Below are 24,223 nucleotides of genomic sequence, written 5' to 3' on the forward strand. Positions count from 1 at the left end.
CCGCGACGCAGGCAGCGAGCGCGGGCTAGAGTGCCCTTAACTCCGGGGGAGAAGGCATGGACGTATTTCGTGTGCGCGACAAGGTCATTGACGACTACCGCTCATTCACCACGGCGTCCATTGACATCAAGGACGCCCGGCTCAAAGAGCACTACCAAGGCGAACTCGATGGGGATCGACAATGGCCGGAGCCGTGGATCTCACTGAATCCCGCCTTTGAGAGCGGCGGTCGGATAGACGAACTGGTCAACGAGGGCCTCCTTGATCCCGAGTGCGACCGAATCTTCCGAGTCAAGCAGCACCTGGAGGATCCGGGCCGGACACCGTTCACCCTGCACCGCCACCAACGCGAGGCCATCGAGGTAGCGCGCTCCGGCCAGAGCTATGTGCTGACGACAGGCACCGGGTCGGGCAAGTCGTTGGCTTACATCGTCCCGATCGTCGATCACGTGTTGAGGCGACCCCGGACGCCAGGGGTCAAGGCCATCATTGTGTACCCGATGAACGCGCTGGCGAACTCGCAGCGCGGCGAGCTCGAGAAGTTCCTGCGTAACGGTTATGGCGATGGACGAGAACCCGTCACATTCGCCCGCTACACGGGTCAGGAGCGGGGCGAAGAACGCGATCGGATTCTCGCGAGCCCGCCTGACATCTTGTTGACCAACTACGTGATGCTCGAGTTGGTGCTCACTCGACCCGAAGAGCGCGCCCGGTTGGTGAAGGCGGCGAAGGGGTTGCAGTTCCTCGTCCTGGACGAGTTGCACACCTACCGCGGACGTCAGGGAGCCGATGTGGCGATGCTGGTGCGCCGTGTTCGGGAGGCGTGCTCGTCGCCTCACCTGCAGTGTGTTGGGACGTCTGCCACGATGGCCAGCGGCGGGTCGACGCTTGATCAGAAGCGCACGGTCGCCGAGGTGGCCACACGCATCTTCGGCTCACCGGTGGTCCCTGAGCACGTGATCGGTGAGACCCTCACCCGGGCCACGGCAGCAGGAGCCGGCTCGGATGCTACTGCCCTGACCCAAGCGGTCAGGTCCGGGTACCTGCCCGACGACTACGCGGGACTAGCGGCGTCTCCACTGGCGTCGTGGATCGAAACGACGTTCGGCCTAGCCACCGAGGAGACGACGGGCCAGCTGATCCGACAGGTTCCCCGTCGGCTGCGCGAGCACGCTGCGCCGGCCCTGTCGGGGGTGACGGGGGTTCCGGTGCAGGACTGCCACGATGCGATCCGGAGGGCGCTCCTGAAGGGCTCCCGGGTGCGGCACCCTGAGACCGGCCGCCCCTTGTTCGCGTTCCGGCTGCACCAGTTCCTGTCCAAGGGCGACACGCTGCATGTGTCGTTGGAGCCGGAGCAGGACCGGTTCATCACCTCGAAGTACCAGGTGGCTGTCCCGTCGGCCCCCGAGAAGTTGCTGTTTCCGCTGGCGTTCTGCCGGGAGTGCGGGCAGGAGTACGCGGTGGTCAAGGCGGTCACCCGGCAGGGCGAGACGACCTACGCCCCGCGCGCATCCCGCGACATCACCGCGGGCGACGCGGTCGACGGCTATCTCTACGTGTCCACGCAGCTGCCCTGGCCGGCCGACCCCATCGCCGAGGGGCGCCTGCCCGACTCGTGGGTGGGCCCGGACAACCAGCCGCTGCTCAATAAGGTGCGCTACCTTCCACAGCGGGTTCGGGTCGACACAGCCGGTCAGCGGGTCGATGTGGGTGGGACGCCGGCAGCGTTCATCCCGTCGCCGTTCACGTTCTGCCTGTCCTGCCAGGTCAGCTACGAGCAGACTCGGGGCCGGGACTTCTCCAAGCTGATCACCCTGGACGCCGAGGGCCGCAGCTCGGCGGTGTCGGTGCTGTCGACGAGCCTGGTCCGCGCGCTGCGCGAGGTCCCCCCATCCGAGCTCCCCGCCGATGCCCGCAAGCTGCTGACGTTCGTCGACAACCGGCAGGACGCCAGCCTGCAGGCCGGTCACCTCAACGACTTCGTCCAGGTCGCCCAGCTCCGCGGCGCCCTGCACGCCGCCATGAAGGCCGCACCCCGCGGCCTGACCCACGAGAGCGTCGCCGGCAAGGTGGTGGACGCCCTTGGCCTGGAGTTCTCCGACTACGCCGCCGCCCCGGAAGCCGTCTACGCTGCCCGCACGCGCACCCAGCGGGCACTGCGTGAACTGGTGGAATACCGCCTCTATCTGGACCTCCAACGAGGTTGGCGCATCACGATGCCGAACCTCGAGCAGACCGGCCTGCTGCACGTAGGCTACGAATCCCTCGCCGAGATCGCCTCCGACCAGTCCCTCTGGACGGGTGCGCTGGGGCCCCTGCGCGATGCGCGCGACGGGCATCGAGAGGAGCTGTGCCGGATCGTCTTGGACGAGTCCCGCAAGGTGCTCGCCGTCGACGTCGACTGCCTCACTGAGTCGGGCTTCGAGCGGATCAAGCGCCAGTCGTCGCAGGAGCTGACCGGCGTGTGGGCCATCCCAGCCAACGAGACGGTCGCCCCGGTTGGCACCGTCTACGCGTTCGCCAGCCAGCCGGGCAAGGGACGCAATGACCTGCACCTGACCGGTCGCTCCGCGCTCGGGCGCTACCTGTCCCGCCCCAACCAGTTCCCCGGCCACCCCGACAAGCTGGGCATCGATGACGCCCAGCGCATCATCCAAGACATCCTCGGCGTCCTCACCAGGGCGGGGCTCCTCGTCGATGTCGAGGGCAACTACGGACGCCGCGGCTATCGGCTGAAGGCGTCTTCCCTCGTCTGGTCGGCGGGGGACGGCACGAGCGCCGCCGCCGACCCGATCCGCAAGACCGTGGACGCCGACACAGGCGGCCGGGTGAACGCGTTCTTCCGAACCCTCTATCAAGGGGTGGCCCGCGAGCTGCGTGGGCTGTCGGCCCGGGAGCATACCGCGCAGGTGAGTCCCATGGAGCGCGAGGAGCGCGAGCGTGCCTTCCGGAAGGGCACGCTGCCGCTGCTGTACTGCTCGCCGACGATGGAACTCGGCGTCGACATCTCGAGCCTGAACGCGGTGGGCCTGCGCAACGTCCCGCCGACGCCGGCGAACTACGCGCAACGCTCGGGCCGGGCCGGCCGTTCGGGGCAGCCAGCGCTCGTGCTGACGTACTGCGCGACGGGCAACTCCCACGACCAGTACTATTTCCGGCGCTCCGCGAACATGGTCGCGGGCTCGGTGGCCGCTCCCCGGCTCGACCTGGCCAACGAGGCGCTGCTGCGGAGCCACGTCCAGGCGGTGTGGCTCGCCGAGACCGGCGAGAAGCTCGGCTCGCGGATGACCGACTTGCTGGACGCCGAGGGCCGCCCCCCGTCGCTGGTGATGAAGCCCGAGAAGGAGCGCGCGTTCGCCGACCTGGAAGCCATCCGCCGGGCCACCCAGCATGCGCAGGCGATCATCGAGCCGATGCTCCCCGAGCTCAGGGCCACGGCCTGGTGGCAGGAGGACTGGGTCGCCGGTGTCGTCCGGGCCGCACCGCGCACACTGGACGAGTCGTGCGATCGGTGGCGCCGGCTCTACCTGGCCGCTCTCGCCGACCAGGACGCCCAGAACCGGATCGTCCTGGAGAGCCACCTGTCCCCGCGTGCCCGCCAGGCCGCGACGACCCGCCGCCGCGAGGCGGAGAACCAGCTGCGCCTGCTGCGCAACGAGGATGATGAGTCGGGCCACTCCGATTTCTACACCTACCGGTACTTCGCGTCCGAGGGCTTCTTGCCGGGCTACAGCTTCCCGCGACTGCCGTTGGCGGCCTACATCCCGGCGGTCCGCGGCACCGTGGGCCCTCGCGACGGCGGCGACTACATTCAGCGTCCGCGGTTTCTGGCAATCGCCGAGTTCGGCCCCGGCGCGCTGATCTACCACGAAGGCGCCCGCTATGAGGTGAACCGGGTCCAGGTGCCGCTGGCGCAGTCGGGCCAGGCGACCGTGGACACCTCCGAGGCCCGCCGCTGCGAGGCGTGCGGCTACCATCACGACCGCCGAGCGGGGCTCGACGTGTGCGAGAACTGCGGCGAGGAGCTTGGCGCCACCACCTATGGCTTGATGCAGCTCACTACCGTCTACACGCGTCGCCGGGAACGGATCTCGTCGGATGAGGAGGAGCGGCGCCGCGCCGGTTTCGAGTTGCAGACGTCCTACCGGTTCAGCCAACACGGCGCCCGCTCGGGCAAGCTCACCGCCGAAGTGCTGGCCGACGGCGAACCGCTGGCCGACCTGGCCTACGGCGACTCGGCAGAGGTGCGGGTCACCAACCGCGGGCGCCGCCGGCGCAAGGACCCGGCCGAAGTCGGCTTCTACCTGGATCCGGTGAAGGGCCAGTGGCTGTCTGACAGGGCCGGCGCTGACGCCGAGAGCGACGATGGTGACTCCGATCCGGACGAGGCGAACTCGCTGAGGGTGATCCCGTACGTACGGGACAACCGCAACATCCTCGTCCTCAGGCTGGCGGACGCTGTCCCCGACGAGGTCGCCACCACCCTGCGCTATGCGCTGGAACGGGGCGTCGAGGCGGCCTTCCAGTTGGAGGATTCCGAACTGGCGAGCGAGGCGCTGCCCGACGACCAGCACCGCGGCCGGATGTTGTTCACCGAGTCTGCCGAGGGAGGCGCCGGCGTCCTGCGTCGCCTGCAGGCCGAGTCGGGCGCCCTTGCGCTGGCCGCGCGCACTGCCCTGGAGATCACCCACTTCGACCCGGTCACCGGCGAGGACCGCGGCTCGGCCGAGGCGGGCAGCGAGCGCTGTGAGAAGGCGTGCTACGACTGCCTGCTGTCGTATGGCAATCAGTTTGAGCACACGGCGATCGACCGTCACCTGATCCGCGACCTGCTGCTGCGGTTCGCAGGTGCGCAAACGAGCGTATCGGCGTCGGACCTGCCGCGCGGCGAGCACGCCGATGAGCTGTTGGCTGCTTGCGACACTGACTTGGAGCGCAACTGGCTGCGGGTGCTGATGGCCGGCGACTTCCGGCTGCCGGACGCCGCGCAGCCGCTGTTGGAATCCGCGCGCTGCCGGCCGGACTTCCTGTACTCCGACGCTGGGCTGGCGGTGTTCATCGACGGCCCGGTCCACGACCGGACGGACAAGATCACTGAGGACGTCGCAGCTGAGGAGCGCCTGTTGGATGCAGGCTACTCCTTCGTCCGGTTCGCGCACGATGAGGACTGGCTGGTCAAGCTCCGCGGACGCGCGGACGTGTTCGGGGAAGGACGGCGGGCGTGACGACCTTTGCGGTGGGGAGCCTGGTGGCGGCGCGGGGCCGCGAGTGGGTCGTGCTGCCCGACAGCTCGGACGACTTCCTCGTGCTGCGTCCCCTGGGCGGCACCGATGACGACATCGCAGGCGTGCTGCCGGCCATTGAGCCCGTGACCACGGCGTCATTCCCGCCACCCAGCGCCGATGACCTGGGCGACCACGAGAGCGCCCGCCTGCTGCGCAGCGCCCTGCAGATCGGCTTCCGGTCCAGCGCCGGCCCGTTCCGTTCGCTGGCCGGGATCGCCGTCGAGCCGCGCGCCTACCAACTGGTGCCGCTGCTGATGGCGCTGCGGCAGGACACCGTCCGCCTGCTGATCGCCGATGACGTCGGCATCGGCAAGACCATCGAGGCGTCCCTCATCGCAGTCGAACTGCTGACTATCGGGGACGCCCGCAGGCTTGCGGTGCTGTGCAGCCCGGCGCTGGCCGAGCAGTGGGCCGGCGAGCTGCGCGCCAAGTTCGGCTTGGAGGCCGAACTGGTGCTGCCGAGCACGGTGCGCCGCCTGGAACGCCAGTGCATCGGCGGTGAGTCCATCTTCGAACGGTTCCCGTTCACGGTCGTGTCGACCGACTTCATCAAGTCCGACCGGCGACGCAACGAGTTTCTGCGCACCTGTCCCGACCTGGTCATCGTCGACGAGGCCCACACCTGCGTGGCGGACGGCGGGTTCGGCGGCAAGGCACGCACTCAGCGCTACGACTTGGTCCGCGCTCTGGCCGCGGACCCCAACCGGCACCTGTTGCTCGTCACCGCCACCCCGCACAGCGGCAAGGACGCGGCGTTCCGCAACCTGATTGGGCTGCTCGACCCGGCGTTGCACGACCTGGACCTCGACCAGCCGAAGGGGCGTGAGCTGCTGGCCCGGCACCTGGTGCAGCGGCGCCGCGCCGACATCCGCCAGTTCCTCGACGAGGAGACCCCCTTCCCGTCCGATCGGCAGTCCAAGGAAGTCGCGTACAAGCTGTCGCCCGCCTACCGCGACCTGTTCGATGACGTGCTCACCTACGCCCGCGAGACCGTTCGCACCGCCCAGGGGGCGCTGCAGCAGCGGATCAGTTGGTGGTCGGTGCTCGCTCTGCTGCGTGCCTTGGCATCCTCGCCCCGTGCAGCTGCGCAGACCCTCGCGACCCGTTCGGCTGCCCTCGGCGGGGAGTCCGCCAGCGAAGCAGACGCCTTGGGTCGTTCGGCCGTCCTCGACCTGGCAGACGACGAGACTCTCGAGTCAGCCGACGTGGCGCCGGGCGCCGACGCTTCGCCCCAGTCGGGGACCCCACAGCAACGCAGGCTGCGCGGCTTCCTGATGCGCGCTCGCCAACTTGAGGGCACCAGCGACCGCAAGCTCGACGCAGTCACCGCGCAGGTCAAGGGGCTCCTAGCGGACTCCTACGCGCCAATCGTGTTCTGCCGGTTCATCGATACTGCCGAGTACGTCGCCGAGCATCTGACCAAGAAGCTGGGCAAGGGGACAGCGGTGGCGTGCGTCACCGGCATGCTGCCGCCCTTCGAGCGGGTGGCCAGGATCGCCGAACTGGCGGACGCCGACGGCCCGGTGGTGCTGGTCGCGACAGACTGTCTGTCGGAGGGCGTCAACCTGCAGGACCAGTTCCAGGCCGTCGTCCACTACGACCTGGCCTGGAATCCGACCCGTCACGAGCAGCGGGAGGGCCGCGTCGACCGGTTCGGTCAGCACCGCGACGTCGTCCGCGCCATCACCCTTTATGGCAAGGACAACCGGATCGACGGCATCGTCCTTGACGTTCTGCTCCGCAAGCACGAGGCCATCCGGAAGGCAACGGGCGTGTCTGTTCCCGTGCCCGACAACAGCGACGCCGTGCTGGAGGCCCTGATGGAGGGCCTGATCCTGCGCGGCGGTGAGTATCGCCAGGATGCCCTCGACCTGGAGTTCGAGCAGAAGGCCACTGACCTGGAGCGGGAGTGGCAATCGGCCGCAGAAAACGAGAGAGCGTCGCGCACCAAGTTCGCCCAGCGCGCGATCCATCCCCAAGAGGTCAAAGCCCAGGTCGACGAGATCCGCGCCAACCTCGGCACGCACGCGGAGGTGTGCGCGTTCACCGAGCAGGCGCTTGCTGCCCTCAAGGCCACCATCAAGACGACGCCGCGCGGCTTCACCGCCGCCACCAACCCGTTGCCGGGCGGCCTGCTGGACGCTCTACCACCGGGCCGCGAGGGTGGACTCACCTTCGTGCGTGACTTCCCCGTCGCCAAGGGCGAGAACGTGCTGCATCGCACGGACGCCGCCGTCGAGGCCATCGCCTCCTACGTGCTCGAGTCGGCGCTCGACCCGACCTTGCCGGCCGCCGCCCGGCCTGCCCGCCGCTGTGCGGTCGTCCGGACGGCTGCGGTCGACACTCGCACCACGCTGCTGCTCGTCCGCTACCGATTCCACCTGACTTTACCGTCACGCGCTGGTGAGCGGATGGCGGTCGCCGAGGACGCCGCCACCCTCGGGTTCACCTCCCGTGATGGTGTCCTGTCGTGGCTGGAACCCGACGAGGTCGGCGCTCTGCTGGAGGCTCCGCCCTCGGGCAACGTAGCCAACCCCCAGCAGTACCTGGCTTCGGCCCTGGCTCAGCTGGCGCGCGTGCGGGAGCATCTGGACGCTCACGGTGAGGCGCTCGCCGAACAGATTCGTGCTTCGCACCGGCAAGTGCGGGCGTCGTCCGGTGGTGTGCTACGCGGGCTGGGGGTCCGGGCCGAGAGCCCTCCGGATGTGCTGGGTGTGTATGTGTTCGTTCCAGTACTGAAGGGTTGAGAGCATGGCAGCCGAGTCGTTCGTGGGGGTTCGGGTGGCAGGAGGTCTGCTGCCCGCAGAGCTGTTGTCGCGGATCGCGGCGGGCGAGTTGGCCGGGCAGACGTCTGGGGACTACCACCTGGCTCCCGGCGAGACCGTTCGTGAGGCGGCGAACCGCGCGTGGGCGTACCTAACCGGCGTATGGGCGACCTATCGGCAGGCGGCCGAGAAGCTCCCCGAGTCGGACCGCGGCACCACGCTGACCCGCGAGCGGTGGCTGCTGATCCTGCTCCGCGAGCTGGGTTACGGGCGGGTACCCACCACCCCCGCAGGTGGTCTGGCTGCCGGCGATAAGCGACTGCCAATTTCGCACGTGTGGGAGTACGTGCCGGTGCACTTGCTGGGGCACCGGATCGATCTGGACCGGCGCACGGTAGGTGTGGCGGGCGCGGCCACATCATCGCCGCAGTCGATGGTGCAGGAATTGCTCAATCGCTCTGACGCCAACCAGTGGGCAATCCTGAGCAATGGCCTGACGCTGCGGCTGCTTCGGGATTCGACGTCGCTGGTCGGCTCCGCCTACATCGAGTTCGACCTGGAGGCTATCTTCGACGGCGATCTGTTCGCCGACTTCCTGCTGCTGTTCAGCGTGTGCCACCAGTCGCGGCTGGAGGTGCGCGATCCGGAGAAGGGGCCGGCGTCGTGCTGGCTGGAGGCGTGGCGCACCGAGTCGCTCGAGTCCGGCTCGCGGGCCCTCAACCAGCTCCGCGACGGGGTGATCCAGGCGATCACCACGCTCGGCACCGGGTTGCTGGGGCACCCGGCGAACAGCCAGTTGCGCGACGGGCTCGCCGACGGCAGCCTGCGCATCGAGGACATCAACCACGGCCTGCTGCGGGTGGTATACCGGCTGCTGTTCACGTTCGTCGCCGAGGACCGCGGCCTGCTGCTCGCCCCGGACGCCGACCCGGCAATCCGGCAGCGCTACCGCGATTACTTCTCGACAGAGCGCCTGCGGCGCACGGCCCGACGTCGGCGCGGCACCCGGCACACCGACCAATGGCGCGCGCTCAACCTGGTCTGGGACGGCCTCGGCTCGGTCGATGGACGCCCCGAGCTGGGCCTGGTCGGCATCGGTGGCCTGTTCGAACCCGGCGCCCTGGACCTGTTCCGGGGGTGCGACCTGTCGAACGATGCACTACTGCGGGCGGTCCGATACCTGAGCCTGGTCGAGGAGCCCGGCTCGAAGATGAAGCGCGTCGTCGACTACCGACACCTGGGTGCCGAGGAACTCGGCTCCATCTACGAGGCGCTGCTGGAGTTCGTGCCCTCGTGGGACGCCGGCCGGCGGGTGTTCGAGCTGTTGTCCGCCGCAGGTAACGACCGCAAGTCAACGGGCTCGTACTACACGCCCACCTCCCTGATCGACTGCCTGCTGGATTCGGCGCTCGACCCCGTGCTCGACCGCGCCGAGCGCAAACCCGACCCCGAGGCGGCTCTGCTGGCGCTGACCGTGTGCGATCCTGCCTGCGGCTCGGGGCATTTTCTGGTGGCAGCCGCGCGCCGGATCGCCAAGCGGGTCGCGGCCATCCGCACGGGCGACCCCGAGCCACCGCCCGAGCGAGTCCGGGAGGCCCTTGGTGATGTCGTCGGACGCTGCATCTACGGCGTCGACCTCAACCCCTTGGCGGCTGAGCTGGCCAAGGTGTCGCTGTGGCTGGAGACCCTCGACCCAGGACGCCCGCTGGCATTCTTGGACGCCCAGATCAAGGTCGGTAATTCGCTGATCGGCGCCACCCCTGCACTCATGGCGCAGGGGGTGCCCGACGCGGCGTTCGTTGCATTGGAGGGTGACGACAAGAAGACAACCACGGCCCTAAAGAAGCAGAACAAGGCCGAGCGCTCCGGGCAGGACCTCCTGTTCGGCGACGACGATGTCGCGCTGACCCTGGACGCCGCCGTCGCGGGCGATCTGAGCGCGCTGATCGGCGGTGGCCGCCCTGCGTCGCTGGCCGATATTCACGCCCGCCAGCAGCGACTCAAGGCGGTTGAGGCCAACCCTGGGCTGCAACAGCAACGGCTGCTCGCGGATGCCTGGTGCGCCGCATTCGTCTGGCCGAAGCAGCCGGGCGGACCCAAGGCCATCACCGATCGCAGCTTGCACGCCCTCGCGCGCGGCGAAGCGCTGCCACCGGCCACCCTCGCGACCGTCCACGAACTCGCCGCAGAGTACCGGTTCTTTCACTGGCACCTCGAGTTCCCGCACCTGTTCCGCCCCGGAGGTCCCACCGACGGACCGGGCTGGCGCGGCGGCTTCGACGTGGTGCTCGGCAACCCGCCTTGGGAGCACATCGAGCTGAAAGAGCAGGAGTTCTTCGCGGTCCGGTCGCCCGAGATCGGTGCAGCGAGTGGCGCGCGACGCAAGCGACTCATCGACGGTCTTCCTGAGACCAATCCGGCACTTGCGGCCGAGTATGCCAGCGCGAAGCGCCACATCGATGGCACGCGCCACTTCTTGGCCAACTCGGGCCGTTACCCCTTGTGTGGGCGCGGCCGGATCAAGACAGACACGGTCTTCGCTGAACTGGGTAGACATCTCATGGCCTCGCACGGGCGGTTCGGGCTCGTTCTTCCGACCGGAATCGCCACCGATGCCACCACGCAGTACTTCTTCAAGGACTTGGTAGAGCGCGCAAACCTCGTGAGTCTCTACGACTTTGAGAACCGCAGGCCTCTCTTCGAAGGTGTGGACAGCCGTTTCAAGTTCTGCCTGCTCACTCTCACCGGCCGGGACGAGCGCGTTGCCCAAGCGGAGTTCGCATTCTTCGCTCACGACTCCTCCGACCTGCTGAAGGACGATGCCCGCTTCGAGCTCACCCCCGAGGAGATCCAGCTCCTCAACCCCAACACGGGCACGTGCCCCATCTTCCGGACCCGCCGGGATGCCGAGATCACCCTCGGCATCTACCGCCGCGTCCCGGTGCTGATCAACGAGAACGACCCGGTCAACGGCAACCCTTGGGGCATCAGCTTCATGCAGGGGCTGTTCAACATGACCAGCGACTCGCACCTGTTCCACACCCGCCACGAACTTGAGGCCGACGGTTGGACCCTCAACGGGAACGTATTTGAGCGCTCCCTCGATGGGGGGGGGGTAGCTCGAATGCTCCCGCTGTATGAAGCCAAGATGATTCACCTCTACGACACCCGCTGGGCGACCTACGAGCCGGACGGGTCGATTCGGCCGATGACCGAGGAGGAGAAGGCCACGCGGCCAAGTCCGATGCCCCGCTACTGGGTGCCGGAGTCGGATGTGGATCGCAAGCTCGCGGGCCGGTGGGACAAGAACTGGTTCCTTGGATGGCGGGATATCTGTCGAGCGACCGATGAAAGAACCAGCATCTCGACAGTCCTGCCACGTGTCGCGTTGGGAAACAAGATCCCTGTCGCCATGCCCGATTGCTCCTTGGCGCAGGCCACGATGCTCCAAGCGGCGCTGGCATCCTTTGCACTCGACTTCGCGGCACGGCAGAAGCTCGGCAGCATCACCATGAACTACTTCGTGTTCATGCAGCTTCCCGTTCTTCGTCCTGACGCGTTCTCGCGGTCAGACCTGCCCGTGAGGGGCGGTCTCTCGGCTTGGCTGTCGCGGCGCGTGGATAGGCTCAACGGGTGGATCGCGGACGAGCAAGAGCGTGGCTGGGTCCGCGCCGAGATTGACGCTGCTGTCTTCCATCTGTTCGGGCTTTCGCGCGATGAGGTGTCGTACGTGATGGATACCTTCCCGATCGTGAAGCGCAAGGACGAGGCGGCCTTCGGGGCGTACCGGACCAAGGACCTGATCCTGTCCGCGTATGACGCGATGGCCGAGGCGAAGTCGTCGGGTCGCACCTATCAGCCACCCTGGCCACAGGAGGTTCACGCATGACTGAGGCCGTCGAACGCATGGTTCCTCTCTATGAGGGCAAGATGATTCATCACTACGATCACCGCTGGGCCACTCACGAACCTGACGGCAGCGTTCGGGATGTCACCCTCGCCGAGAAGCAAGATCCGACCTTTCTGGCTATGCCGCGCTACTGGGTGCGCGAGGAAGTGATCGCGGATCGACTCCCAAGTGATGGGCGCGACTGGATGCTCGGCTATCGCTGGATCAGCAACGCAACCAACGAGCGCACGCTCATTGCGGCAGCGCTCCCTCGGGTGGGGGCAGGGAACAGTCTGCCGGTCTTCGCCAAGCATGAACACGGCGAGCTTGTCGTTGCGGCCATGACGAGCTTCGTTTGCGACTACGTCGCCCGCCAGAAACTTGGTGGTCAGAACATGACTTTCGGCACTGTGTACCAACTGAGCATTCCTGCCCCCTCGCTGTTCATGGAAACCTGCCGGTGGGATTCGACGGTGGTTCTCGGAGAATGGGTGCGAGAACGGTTGGGAGTGATGAGCCAATGGGCAGACCCAGCCCGCCGGGATCAGGTCAGGGCAGAGCTTGATGCTGGTTTCTTCCATATCTACGGCGTGCGCCGCCACGACGTCGACTACATCATGGAGACCTTCCCGATCGTGAAACGTAAGGATGAGGCGGAGTTCGGGTCCTATCGCACCAAGGAGCTGATCTTGGAGGTATACGACGCGATGCAGGCAGCAATCGAGGCGGGTTGCGCTTACCAGTCCCCGTTCGAATTGGAGCAGCCATGACCTCGATGGGTCACCGGGAGCAAGCGGCAGATGTGATCGACGATGCGGTTAAGCCTGGCGGCGATCGAGGGGTGAATGCCTGGGTGGTCAGGGCCGGCAGCCAAGGTGAGGCGGAGGCGTCCAATCTGGAGCTCGGCCGCGCGAGCATCGGATGGCCCGAGGTTCCGGACATGTCGGCGGTGGCCTCCCGCGAGCAGCTCCGCGAGATCGTCGACGGGCTGTATCCCGCCGCTTCGGCTCAGAGCCGTGCCGTCACAACAGGGCAGCTGTGGGCCTTCCGGAGCTCCATCGCTGTTGGCGACCTGGTGGTGATGCCCTTGAAGACCCAGCCGGGCATGATCGCCCTGGGGCGATCCACCGGCACATATCGCTATGACGCCGGCGGCCCCGAATCGGCAAGGCACTACGTGCCTGTTCAGTGGCAGCCCGATCCTGTCTCACGAGACGCACTGCAGCCGGATCTCCTGGCGATGGTGAACGGGGCCATGACTGTCTTCAGCGTTTCGCGTAACGACGCTGCGGAGCGCCTTCAGGCCGTGGCGGAGCATGGCGTGGACCCCGGTTCCGGATCGGGCGACGGGTCTCAGGAGCCCGTGCGGCGTTGGCTGCTGTACCGCAGTCTGCTCGAGGTGCTTGCGGAACACGGGAGGCCATTGCGCAGGTCCGAAGCCTACGAACGTGTTGCCGAACGACTGGACGGCCAACTCACCGACTACGAACTTGCGACCTTCCGCGACACCGACGACACAGCGCGGTGGCGACACAACCTCGGCTGGGGCACCACCGACATGGTCGCTGCCGGTTGGATGACCAAGACACGCGAAGGCTGGGCGATCACCGACGCCGGCAGGGAAGCCCTCGCATCGCACCCTGACGGTGCCGGCCTCGATGTCGACTCTGACCGTGCCTACCGAGACCGCTTGAAGGCCCGAAAGGCCGACCCCGGCAGCGAGACCGGCTACGCCCAGATCCTGGAAGCCGCACTGGAGCTCCTTGAGCCGGGCCAGTGGACGACCTATGACGAACTGGCTGTCGTGGCGAACACGAATGCCCAGACGGTCGGCAACTTCATGAACACGACGACCGCCGACGGGGCACACCGAGTCCTCGGGAAAGACGGTCGTCCGGCGTCCAGTTTCGCATGGTCCGACGGGCGCGCCGACGATGTGCGCGAAGTGCTTGAGGTCGAGGGCGTCCAGTTCGACGAGTCAGGGGCAGCGAGCGAGAGGCAGCACGTTCGTACCGAGGACTTCCGTGCCTTCTTGGAGGAGAAGGGAGTGCTGGTCGCCCTGCCGCGGCGCGCGTGGCTGGTCCGGGGATCGTCGGTGGACGGTCATGACCTCGTCCCCGGCTGGCGCCGGGACGGCTTCGCGTCGCTGCGGGCGTCCAAGCTCCGCGAGGTGGAACCGGGGATAGCGCGTCCGGAGCTGAAGGTGATCGTGGATGAGGACTACTCGCAGACCTCATATGCCGCCAAGGCGGCCAAGCTGGACGAGTTCCACGCCTTCCTCTCCCGCATGCAGGTGGGCGACCTCATCACGACAACCAGCCAGGGCCAGCTGTACCTGGGCCGCATCAGCGGGCAGGCCGAATACGTCCAGTCGGCCGGCGGCTTGTCGAACCTGCGCCGGTCCGTGGACTGGGCGCAGGAGGGATTCGACTACGGCGACTTGGCCGGTGAGATCAAGGCCCGTCTCCAGGTGCAGTACGACGTGGTGGAGATGACCCAGCAGTTGGATCTGTTGGAGAAGCTGCTGGCGGCGCAGACCGCGGTCGTCGAGGACGACGAGCCACCGGCCCAGCCGGTCGTCGCGCGCGAATTGACCTTGCCGGATGCTACCGATGCCCTGGCTGAGTCGCTGAACGTGGATCGGGCCTGGTTGCAGGAGTGCATCGACCTCCTGCGGGACCGTCCGCAGTTGATCTTCTACGGGCCGCCGGGCACGGGCAAGACGTTCATCGCCCAACACCTCGCCGCCCACTTGGCGGGCGACAACGTGCGGCTGGTGCAGTTCCATCCGGCTTACTCGTATGAGGACTTCTTCGAGGGTTACCGGCCGTTGGAGGAGGGCGGGTTCAAGCTCAAGCCCGGTCCGTTGCGGAAGACGGTGGACGCCGCGCGGGAGAGTCCGTCGACGCCGTACTTCCTGATCATCGACGAGATCAACCGCGGCAACCTGGCGAAGATCTTCGGCGAGTTGTACTTCCTCCTGGAGTACCGCAGCCAGAACGTCGACCTGTTGTATGCCACCGATGACGACATCGGGTTCACGCTCCCGGAGAACGTGTTCATCATCGGCACGATGAACACCGCGGACCGTTCGATCGCCCTGGTGGACGCGGCGATGCGTCGCAGGTTCGCGTTCGTGCCGCTGCACCCGTCCGAGCCGCCCACCAACGGTGTTTTGCGCAGGTGGCTGGCGGCGTCCGACCTTGATATGGGGATCGCGGATCTGTTGGAGGAATTGAACCGGCGGATCGAGGATCCGGACTTCAAGATCGGCCCGTCGTACTTCATGCGGAAGGCGGTGCACGAACAGGGCGGTCTGGAGCGGGCGTGGCGGACGGCGATCCTGCCGCTGTTGGAGGAGCACCACTACGGCGACGGCACCGACGTTCGTGCCCGGTACGGGTTGAACGCGATCCGCGCCCGCGTGGCCGGCCGGTCGGCGTCCGACCAAGCGGGGAGTGGTGGTGGCGAACCCGCTGATCCTGCGTGAGGGTGACCCGCCGCGGTTGGTGGAGTTGCGGCGTCCGGTCGCGGACGCGTTGGCCGCGGCGGGGGTCGTCCAGGTCGCGCTGACGGATCGTCCGGGGTGGTGGGAGGTGACTCCGGGCACGCAGATCGGGGTCGTCAGCGTGGCTGGGTTGCAGGTGGTGATCGAGCCGAAGATCGACATCAGCCGGCTGGTCTTCTTGATGGGCTACGCGCGGCGCCCGGACTTCTGGTGCGACAACTGGGCGCAGTTGGACGCCGACGCCGACTTGCCCGAGGCCCTCGCAGACGCGTTCGTGCGGTTGGCGAAGCGCGCGCTGGAGCAGGGGCTACTCAAGGGTTATGTCACCGTGGACGAGACCTCGGCGGTCTTGCGGGGGCGGGTGCGGGAGGCGGACCAGCTGCGGCGCCGCTGGGGGCGGAGTATTCCACTCGAGGTGCGCTACGACGAGTTCACCGTCGACATCGCCGAGAACCAAGTGCTGTTGGCGGCGGTGAAGCAGCTGCTGCGCACGCCGGGGGTCGGTGTCCGGCATCGGGCGGGGTTGCAGCGGCTGCGGCTGCAGTTGGCGGACGTGACCGCACCGGGGCGGGACTGTGCCCGGGTTTCGTGGGTGGCGTCGCGATTGAACGCCCGGTACGTGCCGGCGTTGGAGTTGGCGGAGTTGGTGCTGGCAGGGCGGTCGTTCGAGCAGCGGGTGGGCGATCTGGTGGTGTCGGGTTATCTGGTCAACATGGCGACGATCTTCGAGGACTTCGTCACGGTTGCCTTGCGGGAGGCGTTCAAGCCGCTCGGTGGGCGTTCGCGGTTGCAGTACCGCACCCATCTGGACGAGGCCGAAGCGGTGCCGGTGCGTCCGGACTTCGTGTGGTCGGACGCCGGCGTCCCTCGGGTGGTGGTCGACGCCAAGTACAAGGCCGAGAAACCCAGCGGATTCCCGCAGGCCGATCTCTACCAGATGCTCGCCTATTGCACGGTGCTGGGGCTGCCGATCGGTCATCTGGTGTACGCCAAGGGCAACGAGGACGCCCGTGCGCACGTCGTCCGGCGCTCCGGCGTCCGGATCGTCACGCATGCCCTCGACTTGGATGTGGAGCCGGCCGAGTTGCTGGCCACGATGTCGGAGCTGGTCGACGCGATGGTCCTCTCGACGGAGCCTGAGCCGTTTGTCGCTGGCTAGGTGCTCGAAGACCGTCGCCACGAATTGAGGTCTCCTGCTGGTCAAGTTGCCCTGATGTCACCCCACCACACCGAGCATCTGGGCCAACAGGATCTTTGCGACCATCGCCGTGGGACCCGGTGCGAGTTGAACTACACGGCCAACAATCAGGCTCGGGCTGGTGCTTATCCGCAAATCAGGACGCAGGTTGGAGGTTCAGTTGGCGGCCAGGCGCCAAAGCTTGCAGGCGGGTCGTCGCAGAGTGCTTCTCACGGCGACCCACCTGCGGGCTGGAGCTACCGGGTTGTTGCCGCCAGCGCCGCCGCGATCACCTCGGCGACCTCCTCGGGGCTTGCGGTCAGCAGGGTCTGGTAGGTCCCGTCCTGCTGCAGGAGGCCAAGCATGGTGGCGAGCAGGCCTACCTGGTTCTCCGCGTCCGTGACCAGAGGCCACACCGTCAACCTGACATCCAGCGTGCGGGCCGGATCGTCCATCGCCTGGAATCCCACGGCGCGGTCGTTGCGGCACACGACGAGGCCCGGGTGCGGACATGTTCTGGATCGATGTGCGGAATCGCGATACGAAACCTCCCGAAGTCGACCCCGGTAGGGAACGTCGTTTCCCGGTCCAGGAGTGCGGGAAGAAAGCTGTCACCCACGAGCGCCTTGGCACGTAGTTCTTCGGCCACATGGGCCATCAGCGATTCGCGGCTGCTGTCGTGCGCATCGATCACGGTCAGTACTGGCTGGTCAGGCATGGCTGCGTGTCCTTCGTCGAGTTGGTTCGCGGAAGCCGAGCGTGTGGTCCCGCAAGCTGTTCACCTGGCGCTCGTTGACGCCGAGCGAGGCGGCCAGCTGCGCGGCATCGCTGCGGATCCATAGGCCGGCGTGCGCCGGCATCCACGTCCGGTCGTCGGCCACCCGTGCGACTACCGGTTCGAGCTGTTCGACAAGGTCGGTCGGGGACATCCGGTATGCACGGTTGCCCAGCTTCTTCAGATGAGTGGTGATCGCGGCCAACGCTGCGGAGTTAGTGCGCTGGCCGATGAATATCGTCGCCATCCAGGCCAGCAGAGGCAGCACGATCAGTCCGAAGTGATCGGAGTAGAAGGTGGTGAAGTCTCGCCACCAGGGGATCAGGGTGTCCAGCCAGGCCTCGATCATGCTGGTGCCTCCGTTGGTATGGGTGCCTGCGTTGGCGTGAGTGTCTCCGTGGACGCGGGCTCGTCCTCGGTGATGTACAGGTGCTTGTCGTCGGTGCCCGCATCCGTGCGGCAGCCGGACCCAGGACGAAGCTAAAATCCTCGGCACAACTCGAGTCAATGGAGCGCACCTGCGCAGATGAGCAACATCTGATCGGGGATATTGCGGTTCTTGTGAACGGTCATTTCGACGACGATGTCAGATGCTGCTCCGCTTGCAGGAAGCCGCTCTTTGCTCATATGAGCAACCTCTGTGGTGGGCTCATACATTTGGTGCTCGCTCTCTTAGAGTTGGCGCACAAGGCAAAGGAGGCGATCGATGCCCAAGCAGACGGCGGACTACGAAGAGCAGATGCTCCGGGCAGCGGAGCTGTACTACTACGGCGACTACACGCAGGTCGAGGCAGCCGAGAAACTCGGGGTCACCCGGTGGACGGTTGGCAGGCTTCTCGATGATGCCCGCAAGACCGGCATCGTCCGCATCGTCATCGACCACCCGAGAGCCCGCCGGCATGAGTTGGAGGTGCGCCTGAGGCAGGAGTACGGCCTGCGCGAGGTGATCGTGCTGCCTTCCCAACCCAGTTCAGCGATCACCCTCAGGTCGGTCTGCTCGGCGGCGGCGATGCACCTGGCGTCGATACGCCCGAGCATCCGCCGGATCGCGGTCAGTTGGGGACGCACCGTCGCGGCCGTCGCCGCAGAGCTCCCCAACGGCTGGACGCGCGGAATCGAAGTCGTGCAAACCAACGGCGGCCCCACCGTGACTCAGGGCAATCCGGTCGGAGAGTCGCTGTACGCGCTGGCTGAGAAAGGTGGCGGTTCCGTTCGCAGTCTCGCGGGGCCGACGATCCTCGAGGACGCGAGGGTCGCCCGGCTGTTGCGCTCCGACGGATCGATCGCGGGCACGCTCAAGGCGGCAGAGGCATGCCGCGTGATGCTGTACTCGCCGGGCAGCGTGAGCCCGGACGACTCGGTTCTTGTCCGGTCCGGCTACCTCTCCGCCGAGCAGATGCGGCTCATGGAAGAGTCCGGCGCGGTCGGCGACGTGATGAGTCATTTCATCACGATCGACGGGAGCATCGCCGATGCCGGCCTCGACGCCCGCACGCTCTCGATGAACCTCGACGCCGTTCAGCGTTGTCCCAACGCAATAGTCGTCGCGGCAGGCGCACGCAAGGCACTGGCCACCAGGGCAGCGGTGACCGCCGGGCTGTGCACCACGCTCATCGTCGATGGCGTCATCGCCACTGCGCTGCTGGAAGCGCATCCACAGACCCATGAAGAAGACCGTCGGAACCTGACCCGTACCGACACGCCCACACATCCCGAAGAACGAAAGGAACTCTCATGACTACGATCGCGGTGCTCGGCGCAGGCGTCATGGCCTCTGCCCTTACCAACCCGGCTAGGGACAACGGCCACGAGGTCCGCCTGATCGGCACCCACCTCGACGACCACATCATCGATTCGATCAAGGCCACCCGGGTACATCCGGTCCTGAAGGTCGCTCTGGACGAAAACGTGCAGCCCTACTACTTCACCGAGGCAGCCCAGGCGGTCGCCGGCGCGGACGTCGTGATGGTCGGCGTCAACTCCTTCGGCATCGATTGGGCTGGCGAGCAACTCGCCCGCTTGCTGGAGCCGGGGCAGAAAGTGCTGGTCATCACGAAGGGATTGCAGGCCGACGCCGACGGCACGCTCCGCATCCTGCCTCACGTTCTGCAGCGAGCGGTCGGCCCGATCGCCGATCGCGTCACCTGGTCGGCCATCGTCGGGCCGTGCATCGCCGGTGAACTGGCGGTCCGTCGTCCCAGCTGCGTGGTTTTTGCCGGTGAGGATCGGGCCTCGCTCGACTTCCTGGCCGAGCTCTACGGCACCGACTACTACCATGTGTGGACCTCGACCGACTTCGTCGGTCACGAGGTCGGGGCCGCCACCAAGAACGTGTTCGCTTTCGCGCAAGGGTTCGCGCACGGCATCTTGACCGCCAAGGGCGAACTGGACGCGCCGTACGTGATGTTCAACTTCTCGGCCGCACTGTTCGCCGAGGGGTCGCGGGAGATCCACCAGTTCATCGAGCTGATCGGCGGCGACCCGAAGACCGCCGACGGGCTCGGCGGGGTGGGCGACATGTTCGTCACCTCGATGGGCGGCCGCAATGTAAAGGCAGGCCAGTACGTCGGTGCCGGGATCCCGTTCTCCGAGGTGCGCGGCGTCCACATGAAGGGGATCACGCTCGAGGGCGTGGCCGCAATCGGTGTGGTCGGGGAGGCGTTGGAGCGGCTGACCGAACGCGGCGTGATTGAGCCGAGCGACTTCCCGTTGGTGAGGTTCCTGTACGACGTCGTGGCACATGACGCCCCGATCGACGTGCCGTGGACGCGGTTCTTCGGCGGCCTGCAGCCGCGTCGTCTGGTCTCGGCGGGCCAGCGGTAGTCGATTTCTGGTTCCCTCCCCCGGGGTAATCCGGATCCGACGCGCGGGCGGACCGGCCGGGCGCCCAGCCACAGTCACGGTGGCGGGAGTAGGCGCGGCCGGACTGCTGCGGACATGCTGAAACCCCCTCCGATTTGGGTATCGACCCTAATCGGAGGGGGTTTCGCGTGCTGTGCGCGAGAGAGGAGTTGAAGCTCTCTTCTATCAGTCGATAATGGCCCCCTGACAAGGTCTCATGCGGGTTGATTGCCACTTCGTCACCTTGCCGTGGGGAATACGTGGGGAATAGCTCTGCACCCGAGACCCGCGCGGATCTCGCGTCCAGGGCTGCTCCTCAGCATAGGCGGCCGACACCCACGGCCCACCGCCGAGAGGTTGGTTGACCGCAGGGCTGCCAGCCAGCCGATGGAAGGGGCGACGAGCGTGGGAGCCGCCTCGGCGTCGCCGCCTGCGGCTATCGACACCGAGGCCGAGACCCAGCCCCCGAGTCAGGAAGAGTGCCGCAGGTTCTCGGGCTTCATCGGCAACGGCCGCTGCGTTCGGCTCGCCCTCGCGCTTGGCCAGTCCGAGCTGGTCGGAGGTGTTAACCGCCCGCAGCAGTTCGACGGGGCGAAGGGCACCGGTCTCCTTCACATGGTCGGGCAAGAGCGACATCGACCGCCGAATGCTGCAGTGGCATTTCTTGCACTGCATCGCGGCCTCCTGTCATCGGCCCAGACAAGCCAGTCACCCCGCATAACGGGTGTCGACTGCAGCCGGTGGACAGCTTCGGACACACCACGGGTTCCCCCACCCCGCCCATGCCACCTGACACCACAGGGCTCGCCCGTGAGCACGACGTGACCCTTGATGACGTGCTGTCTCGCCGTCCTCGCTACTCCCTTCAGAGGTTGCCCGGCCAGGTAGTGTCAGCTATAGTCGACACATGGTCGAGGTTTACGCTAGCGAGGGCTTCGACCGTTGGCTCAGAAAGCTTAAGGACCGGCAGGGCAGGCTGCGGATCCTCGAGCGGATCGACCGCCTCGCCCACGGGAATCCTGGTGATGTGAAGTCGGTCGGACAGGGCGTGCTCGAACTGCGCTTGAGTTCCGGTCCCGGCTACCGGGTCTACTTCACACAACACGGCGACCGTCTGGTCCTGTTGCTGTGTGGCGGCGACAAATCCACACAGCAACAGGACATCGAGAAGGCTCACCAACTTGCTGCCGACTGGCGTTCGAGGGAGGACGACGATGACGAAGAAGACTGAGAAGTACACCCCGTTCGATGCGGCCGACTATCTCGAGGGCATCGATGATGTCGCCTCCTACCTGGAGATTGCGCTGGAGGAATCGGCCGAGGACCCCACGGCCGTTCCCCGCGCCCTTGGTGTCATCGCTCGCTCCCAGAACATGAGCGAACTCGCTCGCCGCGTCGGCATGAGCCGCGACGGCCTGTACAAGGCGCTGTCCGATCAGGGCAACCCGACCTGGTCGACCGTCCTGAAGGTGACCAACGCACTGGGGCTGCGATTCACTCTGCACGCCGCCTGACTCACGAAAGGTACGCACATCCCGCGATTGGCTCGAAGGTCGCGGCTCACGAGACGACGAGGTGCTGGTGCCCGTCGATGCCTTCGCGGACCATGTCGAGTTGTTCGGCGTGCGTGGTGGTTTCAACCAGCAGCCTGGCCCATACCCCCCTTTAGGCCATCGGAACGCTGGCGATGACCGCGTTCTACGAGAAGTTCATGCAGCGCGACCTCGCTGGCGTCGACGTCGACCGGGTGGTGGCCGCGTGGCCGTCGTGGGATGCGCTCGAGGCGGACATCCGCTCCAAGCTGACCGGAGCGCTCGCGGAGAAGGGAGTCCGGGAGACCCGGGAGAAGTACGTGGACGCCGACGGCCTGCGGACGCGCGTGCAGACGCTGGTCGATTCGTGGCCGTCGCTGCGCCCGCGCCTGGCCGCGGCGGGGACGCCGACGCACCCTGAGCACATCGGCCTCACGCTGGCCCAACTCAAGGACACGTTCCCACGCGCGATGTATTACCGGTCGAGGTACACCGTCCTCGACGTGACCAGGGAGATCGGCTGGTTCGACGAACTCGTCGATGAGGTCTTCGCGCCCGGCGGGCTGTGGACATGACGCGTCCGGAGCGCCTGTACTCCGCCTACGTGTTCGACATGGACGGCACCATCTACCTCGGCGACGAGGTCCTGCCCGGAGTCGCCGACACGCTGAGGGTGCTGCGCGAGCTGGGGGCTCCCGTCCGGTTCCTGTCGAACAACCCCACCAAGGACCCGGAGCAGTACGCCGCGAAGCTCGCCCGGCTCGGGCTCCCGACGCCGGTTTCCGACATCGCCAACACCGTGGTTTCGACCGTGGGCTGGCTGCGGCACCACCACCCGGACGCCGTGGTGTTCCCCATCGCGGAGGAGCCGCTGATCCGGGCGCTGCGCGCCGCGGGGGTGCAGCTCAGCGAGCACCCGGCCGAGATCGACATCGTGCTGGCCTCCTACGACCGCACGTTCGACTACCGCAAGCTGCAGATCGCCTTCGACGCGCTCTGGTTCCACAGGAGGGCCATCCTCGTACAGACCAACCCCGACCGCTACTGCCCCTTCCCCGGCGGACGCGGCGAGCCGGACTGCGCCGCGATCACCGCCGCCATCGAGGCGTGCACCGGCGTCCGCTGCTCAGTGAACCTGGGCAAACCGGGGGGGATCATGGTCGCAGAGGCGGTGGCCGGCTTGGGAGTCGAGCCCGCCGACGTCCTCATGGTGGGAGACCGCCTGGCCACGGACGTGGCGATGGGCCGGGATGGCGTCCGTCCTGGTGCTGACCGGCGACAGCACGCGCGAAGAAGCGGACGCCGCCCCGCCCGAGCAGCGTCCCGACCACATCATCGACACCTTCGACCAACTCGTCCCGGACGCCGTCTGGCGTCGGGCCCGCGGGGCGGGCACCTGAGCGCTCGACCAGTGAGGCCCGAAAGCCCGGCAGCCGGGCCTCACTGGTTGCGGCGGGCCAGCAGCTGCTCGCGCAGGATGTCCGCGTGTCCGCAATGCTGGGCCAGCTCACGCAAGACGTGGAGGAGGATCCAGCGAAGCGTGAGACTGCCCCGCCGGTTCCCCGAAAAGACGACATCCCCGGACAGCCCAGCCGACGCAGTGCGCGACAAGGCGATGGCGTCGCGGTAGCTGGCCCGGACGGATTCGATGGTGTCCTCCGCCGCCAGATCGAAAGAGTCGTCCGGCGACGCCGCAATCCCCAACTCGGCGCGCGACTGCCCCGTGACCGCCTCCCCGAACCACACGCGCTCCACAAACACCGCATGCTTGACGAGTCCGAGGAGCGTCGTCTTGGAAGGCACCAGCCTGGCCCGGGCCTCCTCCTCGGTGAGCCCGTCCAGGGACGCGAGCAGCATCTGGCGGTGCTCGTCGACGAAGGCGGCCGCCTGCACCTCAAAGTCAGCGCGATACACGGCGGCGGTGTCCGGACCAGTCATGGCCGCATGATCCGACGAGGCGCAGGCGCTTCTGGAAGACCGCACCACCCAGTCACGGCCCCGTGTCCACAGCTGTCCGCACTGCCCCACCCTGCGGTGAAGGGACGGTGACGCCAGCGGTGCGGAGTTGCTGGAGGGCGTTGCGGATCCCGGCGCGGGGACGGCGTTTTGGCGTAGTGGTCTCCGCTGGGGAACGCGTGGGGAAAGCGTGGTGAACTCGCCCCCAGGCGTGGTGAACGAAGCGACCACGACGGAGTCCGCCGGTCACGCCACGACGTGTTCTCCCTTGTCAACTACTCGTCACAACACCGGGACATAGGAAAGGCGAGAGGTTTTCGCCTCCCGCCTTTTCACTGTATAACCCCTAGTCAGAGGCGCTTTTTGTGCGCGAGAGAGGAGTTGAAGCTCTCTTCTATCAGTCGATAATGGCCCCCTGACAAGGTATTTTGATGGGCCGTCGCCATATCGTCACCTTGCCGTGGGGAATGCGTGGGGAATAGCACTGCACCCGAG

15 protein-coding genes and 2 pseudogenes are annotated in these 24,223 nt (G+C 67.0%); 12 read left to right on the top strand and 5 right to left on the bottom strand.

Going from position 1 to position 24,223, the window contains the following annotated elements:
- The first annotated feature begins 56 nt into the window (after positions 1–56).
- From QUE25_RS07735 to QUE25_RS07760, 6 genes are read left to right on the top strand one after another with little or no spacing between them, the layout of a single operon-like run.
- Positions 57–5,225 carry a DEAD/DEAH box helicase gene (locus tag QUE25_RS07735; protein WP_286263715.1) on the top strand — a complete coding sequence of 1,723 codons (5,169 nt, stop codon included), beginning with the start codon at positions 57–59 and terminating at the stop codon, positions 5,223–5,225.
- Positions 5,222–8,032 carry a helicase-related protein gene (locus QUE25_RS07740; protein WP_286263717.1) on the top strand — a complete coding sequence of 937 codons (2,811 nt, stop codon included), beginning with the start codon at positions 5,222–5,224 and terminating at the stop codon, positions 8,030–8,032. The genes QUE25_RS07735 and QUE25_RS07740 overlap by 4 nt, the downstream gene beginning before the upstream one ends.
- A 4-nt stretch (positions 8,033–8,036) precedes the next feature.
- Positions 8,037–11,939, top strand: a complete 3,903-nt coding sequence (locus QUE25_RS07745; RefSeq protein WP_286263719.1) for an Eco57I restriction-modification methylase domain-containing protein — start codon at positions 8,037–8,039, stop codon at positions 11,937–11,939.
- A complete protein-coding gene (locus tag QUE25_RS07750; protein ID WP_286263721.1) occupies positions 11,936–12,709 on the top strand; it encodes a hypothetical protein in 774 nt (257 codons plus the stop codon). Before QUE25_RS07745 ends, QUE25_RS07750 begins: the two co-directional genes overlap by 4 nt.
- Positions 12,706–15,429 (top strand): AAA family ATPase, encoded by a 2,724-nt coding sequence (locus tag QUE25_RS07755; RefSeq protein ID WP_286263723.1) that lies wholly within the window; start codon positions 12,706–12,708, stop codon positions 15,427–15,429. Before QUE25_RS07750 ends, QUE25_RS07755 begins: the two co-directional genes overlap by 4 nt.
- On the top strand, positions 15,404–16,606 hold the full coding sequence (locus tag QUE25_RS07760; protein WP_286263725.1) for an McrC family protein: 1,203 nt from the start codon (positions 15,404–15,406) through the stop codon (positions 16,604–16,606). The genes QUE25_RS07755 and QUE25_RS07760 overlap by 26 nt, the downstream gene beginning before the upstream one ends.
- A gap of 275 nt (positions 16,607–16,881) precedes the next feature.
- Here the strand turns inward: QUE25_RS07760 and QUE25_RS07765 are convergent, their stop codons facing one another.
- From QUE25_RS07765 to QUE25_RS07780, 4 genes are all read right to left on the bottom strand, one after another.
- On the bottom strand, positions 16,882–17,079 hold the full coding sequence (locus tag QUE25_RS07765; protein ID WP_286263727.1) for a hypothetical protein: 198 nt from the start codon (positions 17,077–17,079) through the stop codon (positions 16,882–16,884).
- Entirely contained in the window at positions 17,043–17,342 is a 300-nt protein-coding gene (locus QUE25_RS07770) for a PTS sugar transporter subunit IIA (RefSeq protein ID WP_286263728.1), read from the bottom strand. The genes QUE25_RS07765 and QUE25_RS07770 overlap by 37 nt, the downstream gene beginning before the upstream one ends.
- Entirely contained in the window at positions 17,335–17,748 is a 414-nt protein-coding gene (locus tag QUE25_RS07775; protein WP_286263730.1) for a hypothetical protein, read from the bottom strand. The genes QUE25_RS07770 and QUE25_RS07775 overlap by 8 nt, the downstream gene beginning before the upstream one ends.
- A gap of 155 nt (positions 17,749–17,903) precedes the next feature.
- Positions 17,904–18,026 carry a hypothetical protein gene (locus QUE25_RS07780; RefSeq protein WP_286263732.1) on the bottom strand — a complete coding sequence of 41 codons (123 nt, stop codon included), beginning with the start codon at positions 18,024–18,026 and terminating at the stop codon, positions 17,904–17,906.
- A 79-nt stretch (positions 18,027–18,105) separates the two neighbouring features.
- Between QUE25_RS07780 and QUE25_RS07785 the strand changes: the two genes are divergently transcribed.
- From QUE25_RS07785 to QUE25_RS07810, 6 genes and pseudogenes are all read left to right on the top strand, one after another.
- Positions 18,106–19,137 (top strand): sugar-binding transcriptional regulator, encoded by a 1,032-nt coding sequence (locus QUE25_RS07785; RefSeq protein ID WP_286263735.1) that lies wholly within the window; start codon positions 18,106–18,108, stop codon positions 19,135–19,137.
- Positions 19,134–20,222: an NAD(P)H-dependent glycerol-3-phosphate dehydrogenase gene (locus QUE25_RS07790; protein WP_286263737.1), complete on the top strand. Its 1,089-nt coding sequence runs from the start codon at positions 19,134–19,136 to the stop codon at positions 20,220–20,222. The genes QUE25_RS07785 and QUE25_RS07790 overlap by 4 nt, the downstream gene beginning before the upstream one ends.
- Positions 20,223–21,147: 925 nt before the next feature.
- Positions 21,148–21,471, top strand: a complete 324-nt coding sequence (locus QUE25_RS07795) for a type II toxin-antitoxin system RelE/ParE family toxin (RefSeq protein WP_286263739.1) — start codon at positions 21,148–21,150, stop codon at positions 21,469–21,471.
- Positions 21,455–21,754 (top strand): addiction module antidote protein, encoded by a 300-nt coding sequence (locus tag QUE25_RS07800; protein ID WP_286263741.1) that lies wholly within the window; start codon positions 21,455–21,457, stop codon positions 21,752–21,754. The genes QUE25_RS07795 and QUE25_RS07800 overlap by 17 nt, the downstream gene beginning before the upstream one ends.
- Positions 21,755–21,909: 155 nt before the next feature.
- Positions 21,910–22,347, top strand: a pseudogene (locus QUE25_RS07805) (sn-glycerol-1-phosphate dehydrogenase); the annotation flags it as partial.
- Positions 22,344–23,172 (top strand): annotated as a pseudogene (locus QUE25_RS07810) (HAD-IIA family hydrolase). The pseudogenes QUE25_RS07805 and QUE25_RS07810, both read left to right, overlap by 4 nt.
- A gap of 40 nt (positions 23,173–23,212) precedes the next feature.
- Here the strand turns inward: QUE25_RS07810 and QUE25_RS07815 are convergent.
- Positions 23,213–23,710 carry a DinB family protein gene (locus QUE25_RS07815; protein ID WP_286263744.1) on the bottom strand — a complete coding sequence of 166 codons (498 nt, stop codon included), beginning with the start codon at positions 23,708–23,710 and terminating at the stop codon, positions 23,213–23,215.
- Positions 23,711–24,223: the final 513 nt, after the last annotated feature.

This window comes from Brooklawnia propionicigenes (genome assembly GCF_030297015.1).
Taxonomy (GTDB): domain Bacteria; phylum Actinomycetota; class Actinomycetes; order Propionibacteriales; family Propionibacteriaceae; genus Brooklawnia; species Brooklawnia propionicigenes.

Excerpts from the sequence above, each read along its gene's own strand:
- QUE25_RS07735 (WP_286263715.1), top strand. The coding sequence starts at position 57 with ATGGACGTATTTCGTGTGCGCGACAAGGTCATTGACGACTACCGCTCA.
- QUE25_RS07745 (WP_286263719.1), top strand. The coding sequence starts at position 8,037 with ATGGCAGCCGAGTCGTTCGTGGGGGTTCGGGTGGCAGGAGGTCTGCTG.
- QUE25_RS07750 (WP_286263721.1), top strand. The coding sequence starts at position 11,936 with ATGACTGAGGCCGTCGAACGCATGGTTCCTCTCTATGAGGGCAAGATG.
- QUE25_RS07755 (WP_286263723.1), top strand. The coding sequence starts at position 12,706 with ATGACCTCGATGGGTCACCGGGAGCAAGCGGCAGATGTGATCGACGAT.
- QUE25_RS07765 (WP_286263727.1), bottom strand. The coding sequence starts at position 17,079 with ATGGACGATCCGGCCCGCACGCTGGATGTCAGGTTGACGGTGTGGCCT.
- QUE25_RS07770 (WP_286263728.1), bottom strand. The coding sequence starts at position 17,342 with ATGCCTGACCAGCCAGTACTGACCGTGATCGATGCGCACGACAGCAGC.
- QUE25_RS07775 (WP_286263730.1), bottom strand. The coding sequence starts at position 17,748 with ATGATCGAGGCCTGGCTGGACACCCTGATCCCCTGGTGGCGAGACTTC.
- QUE25_RS07780 (WP_286263732.1), bottom strand. The coding sequence starts at position 18,026 with ATGAGCAAAGAGCGGCTTCCTGCAAGCGGAGCAGCATCTGACATCGTC.
- QUE25_RS07785 (WP_286263735.1), top strand. The coding sequence starts at position 18,106 with ATGCCCAAGCAGACGGCGGACTACGAAGAGCAGATGCTCCGGGCAGCG.
- QUE25_RS07790 (WP_286263737.1), top strand. The coding sequence starts at position 19,134 with ATGACTACGATCGCGGTGCTCGGCGCAGGCGTCATGGCCTCTGCCCTT.
- QUE25_RS07795 (WP_286263739.1), top strand. The coding sequence starts at position 21,148 with ATGGTCGAGGTTTACGCTAGCGAGGGCTTCGACCGTTGGCTCAGAAAG.
- QUE25_RS07800 (WP_286263741.1), top strand. The coding sequence starts at position 21,455 with ATGACGAAGAAGACTGAGAAGTACACCCCGTTCGATGCGGCCGACTAT.
- QUE25_RS07815 (WP_286263744.1), bottom strand. The coding sequence starts at position 23,710 with ATGACTGGTCCGGACACCGCCGCCGTGTATCGCGCTGACTTTGAGGTG.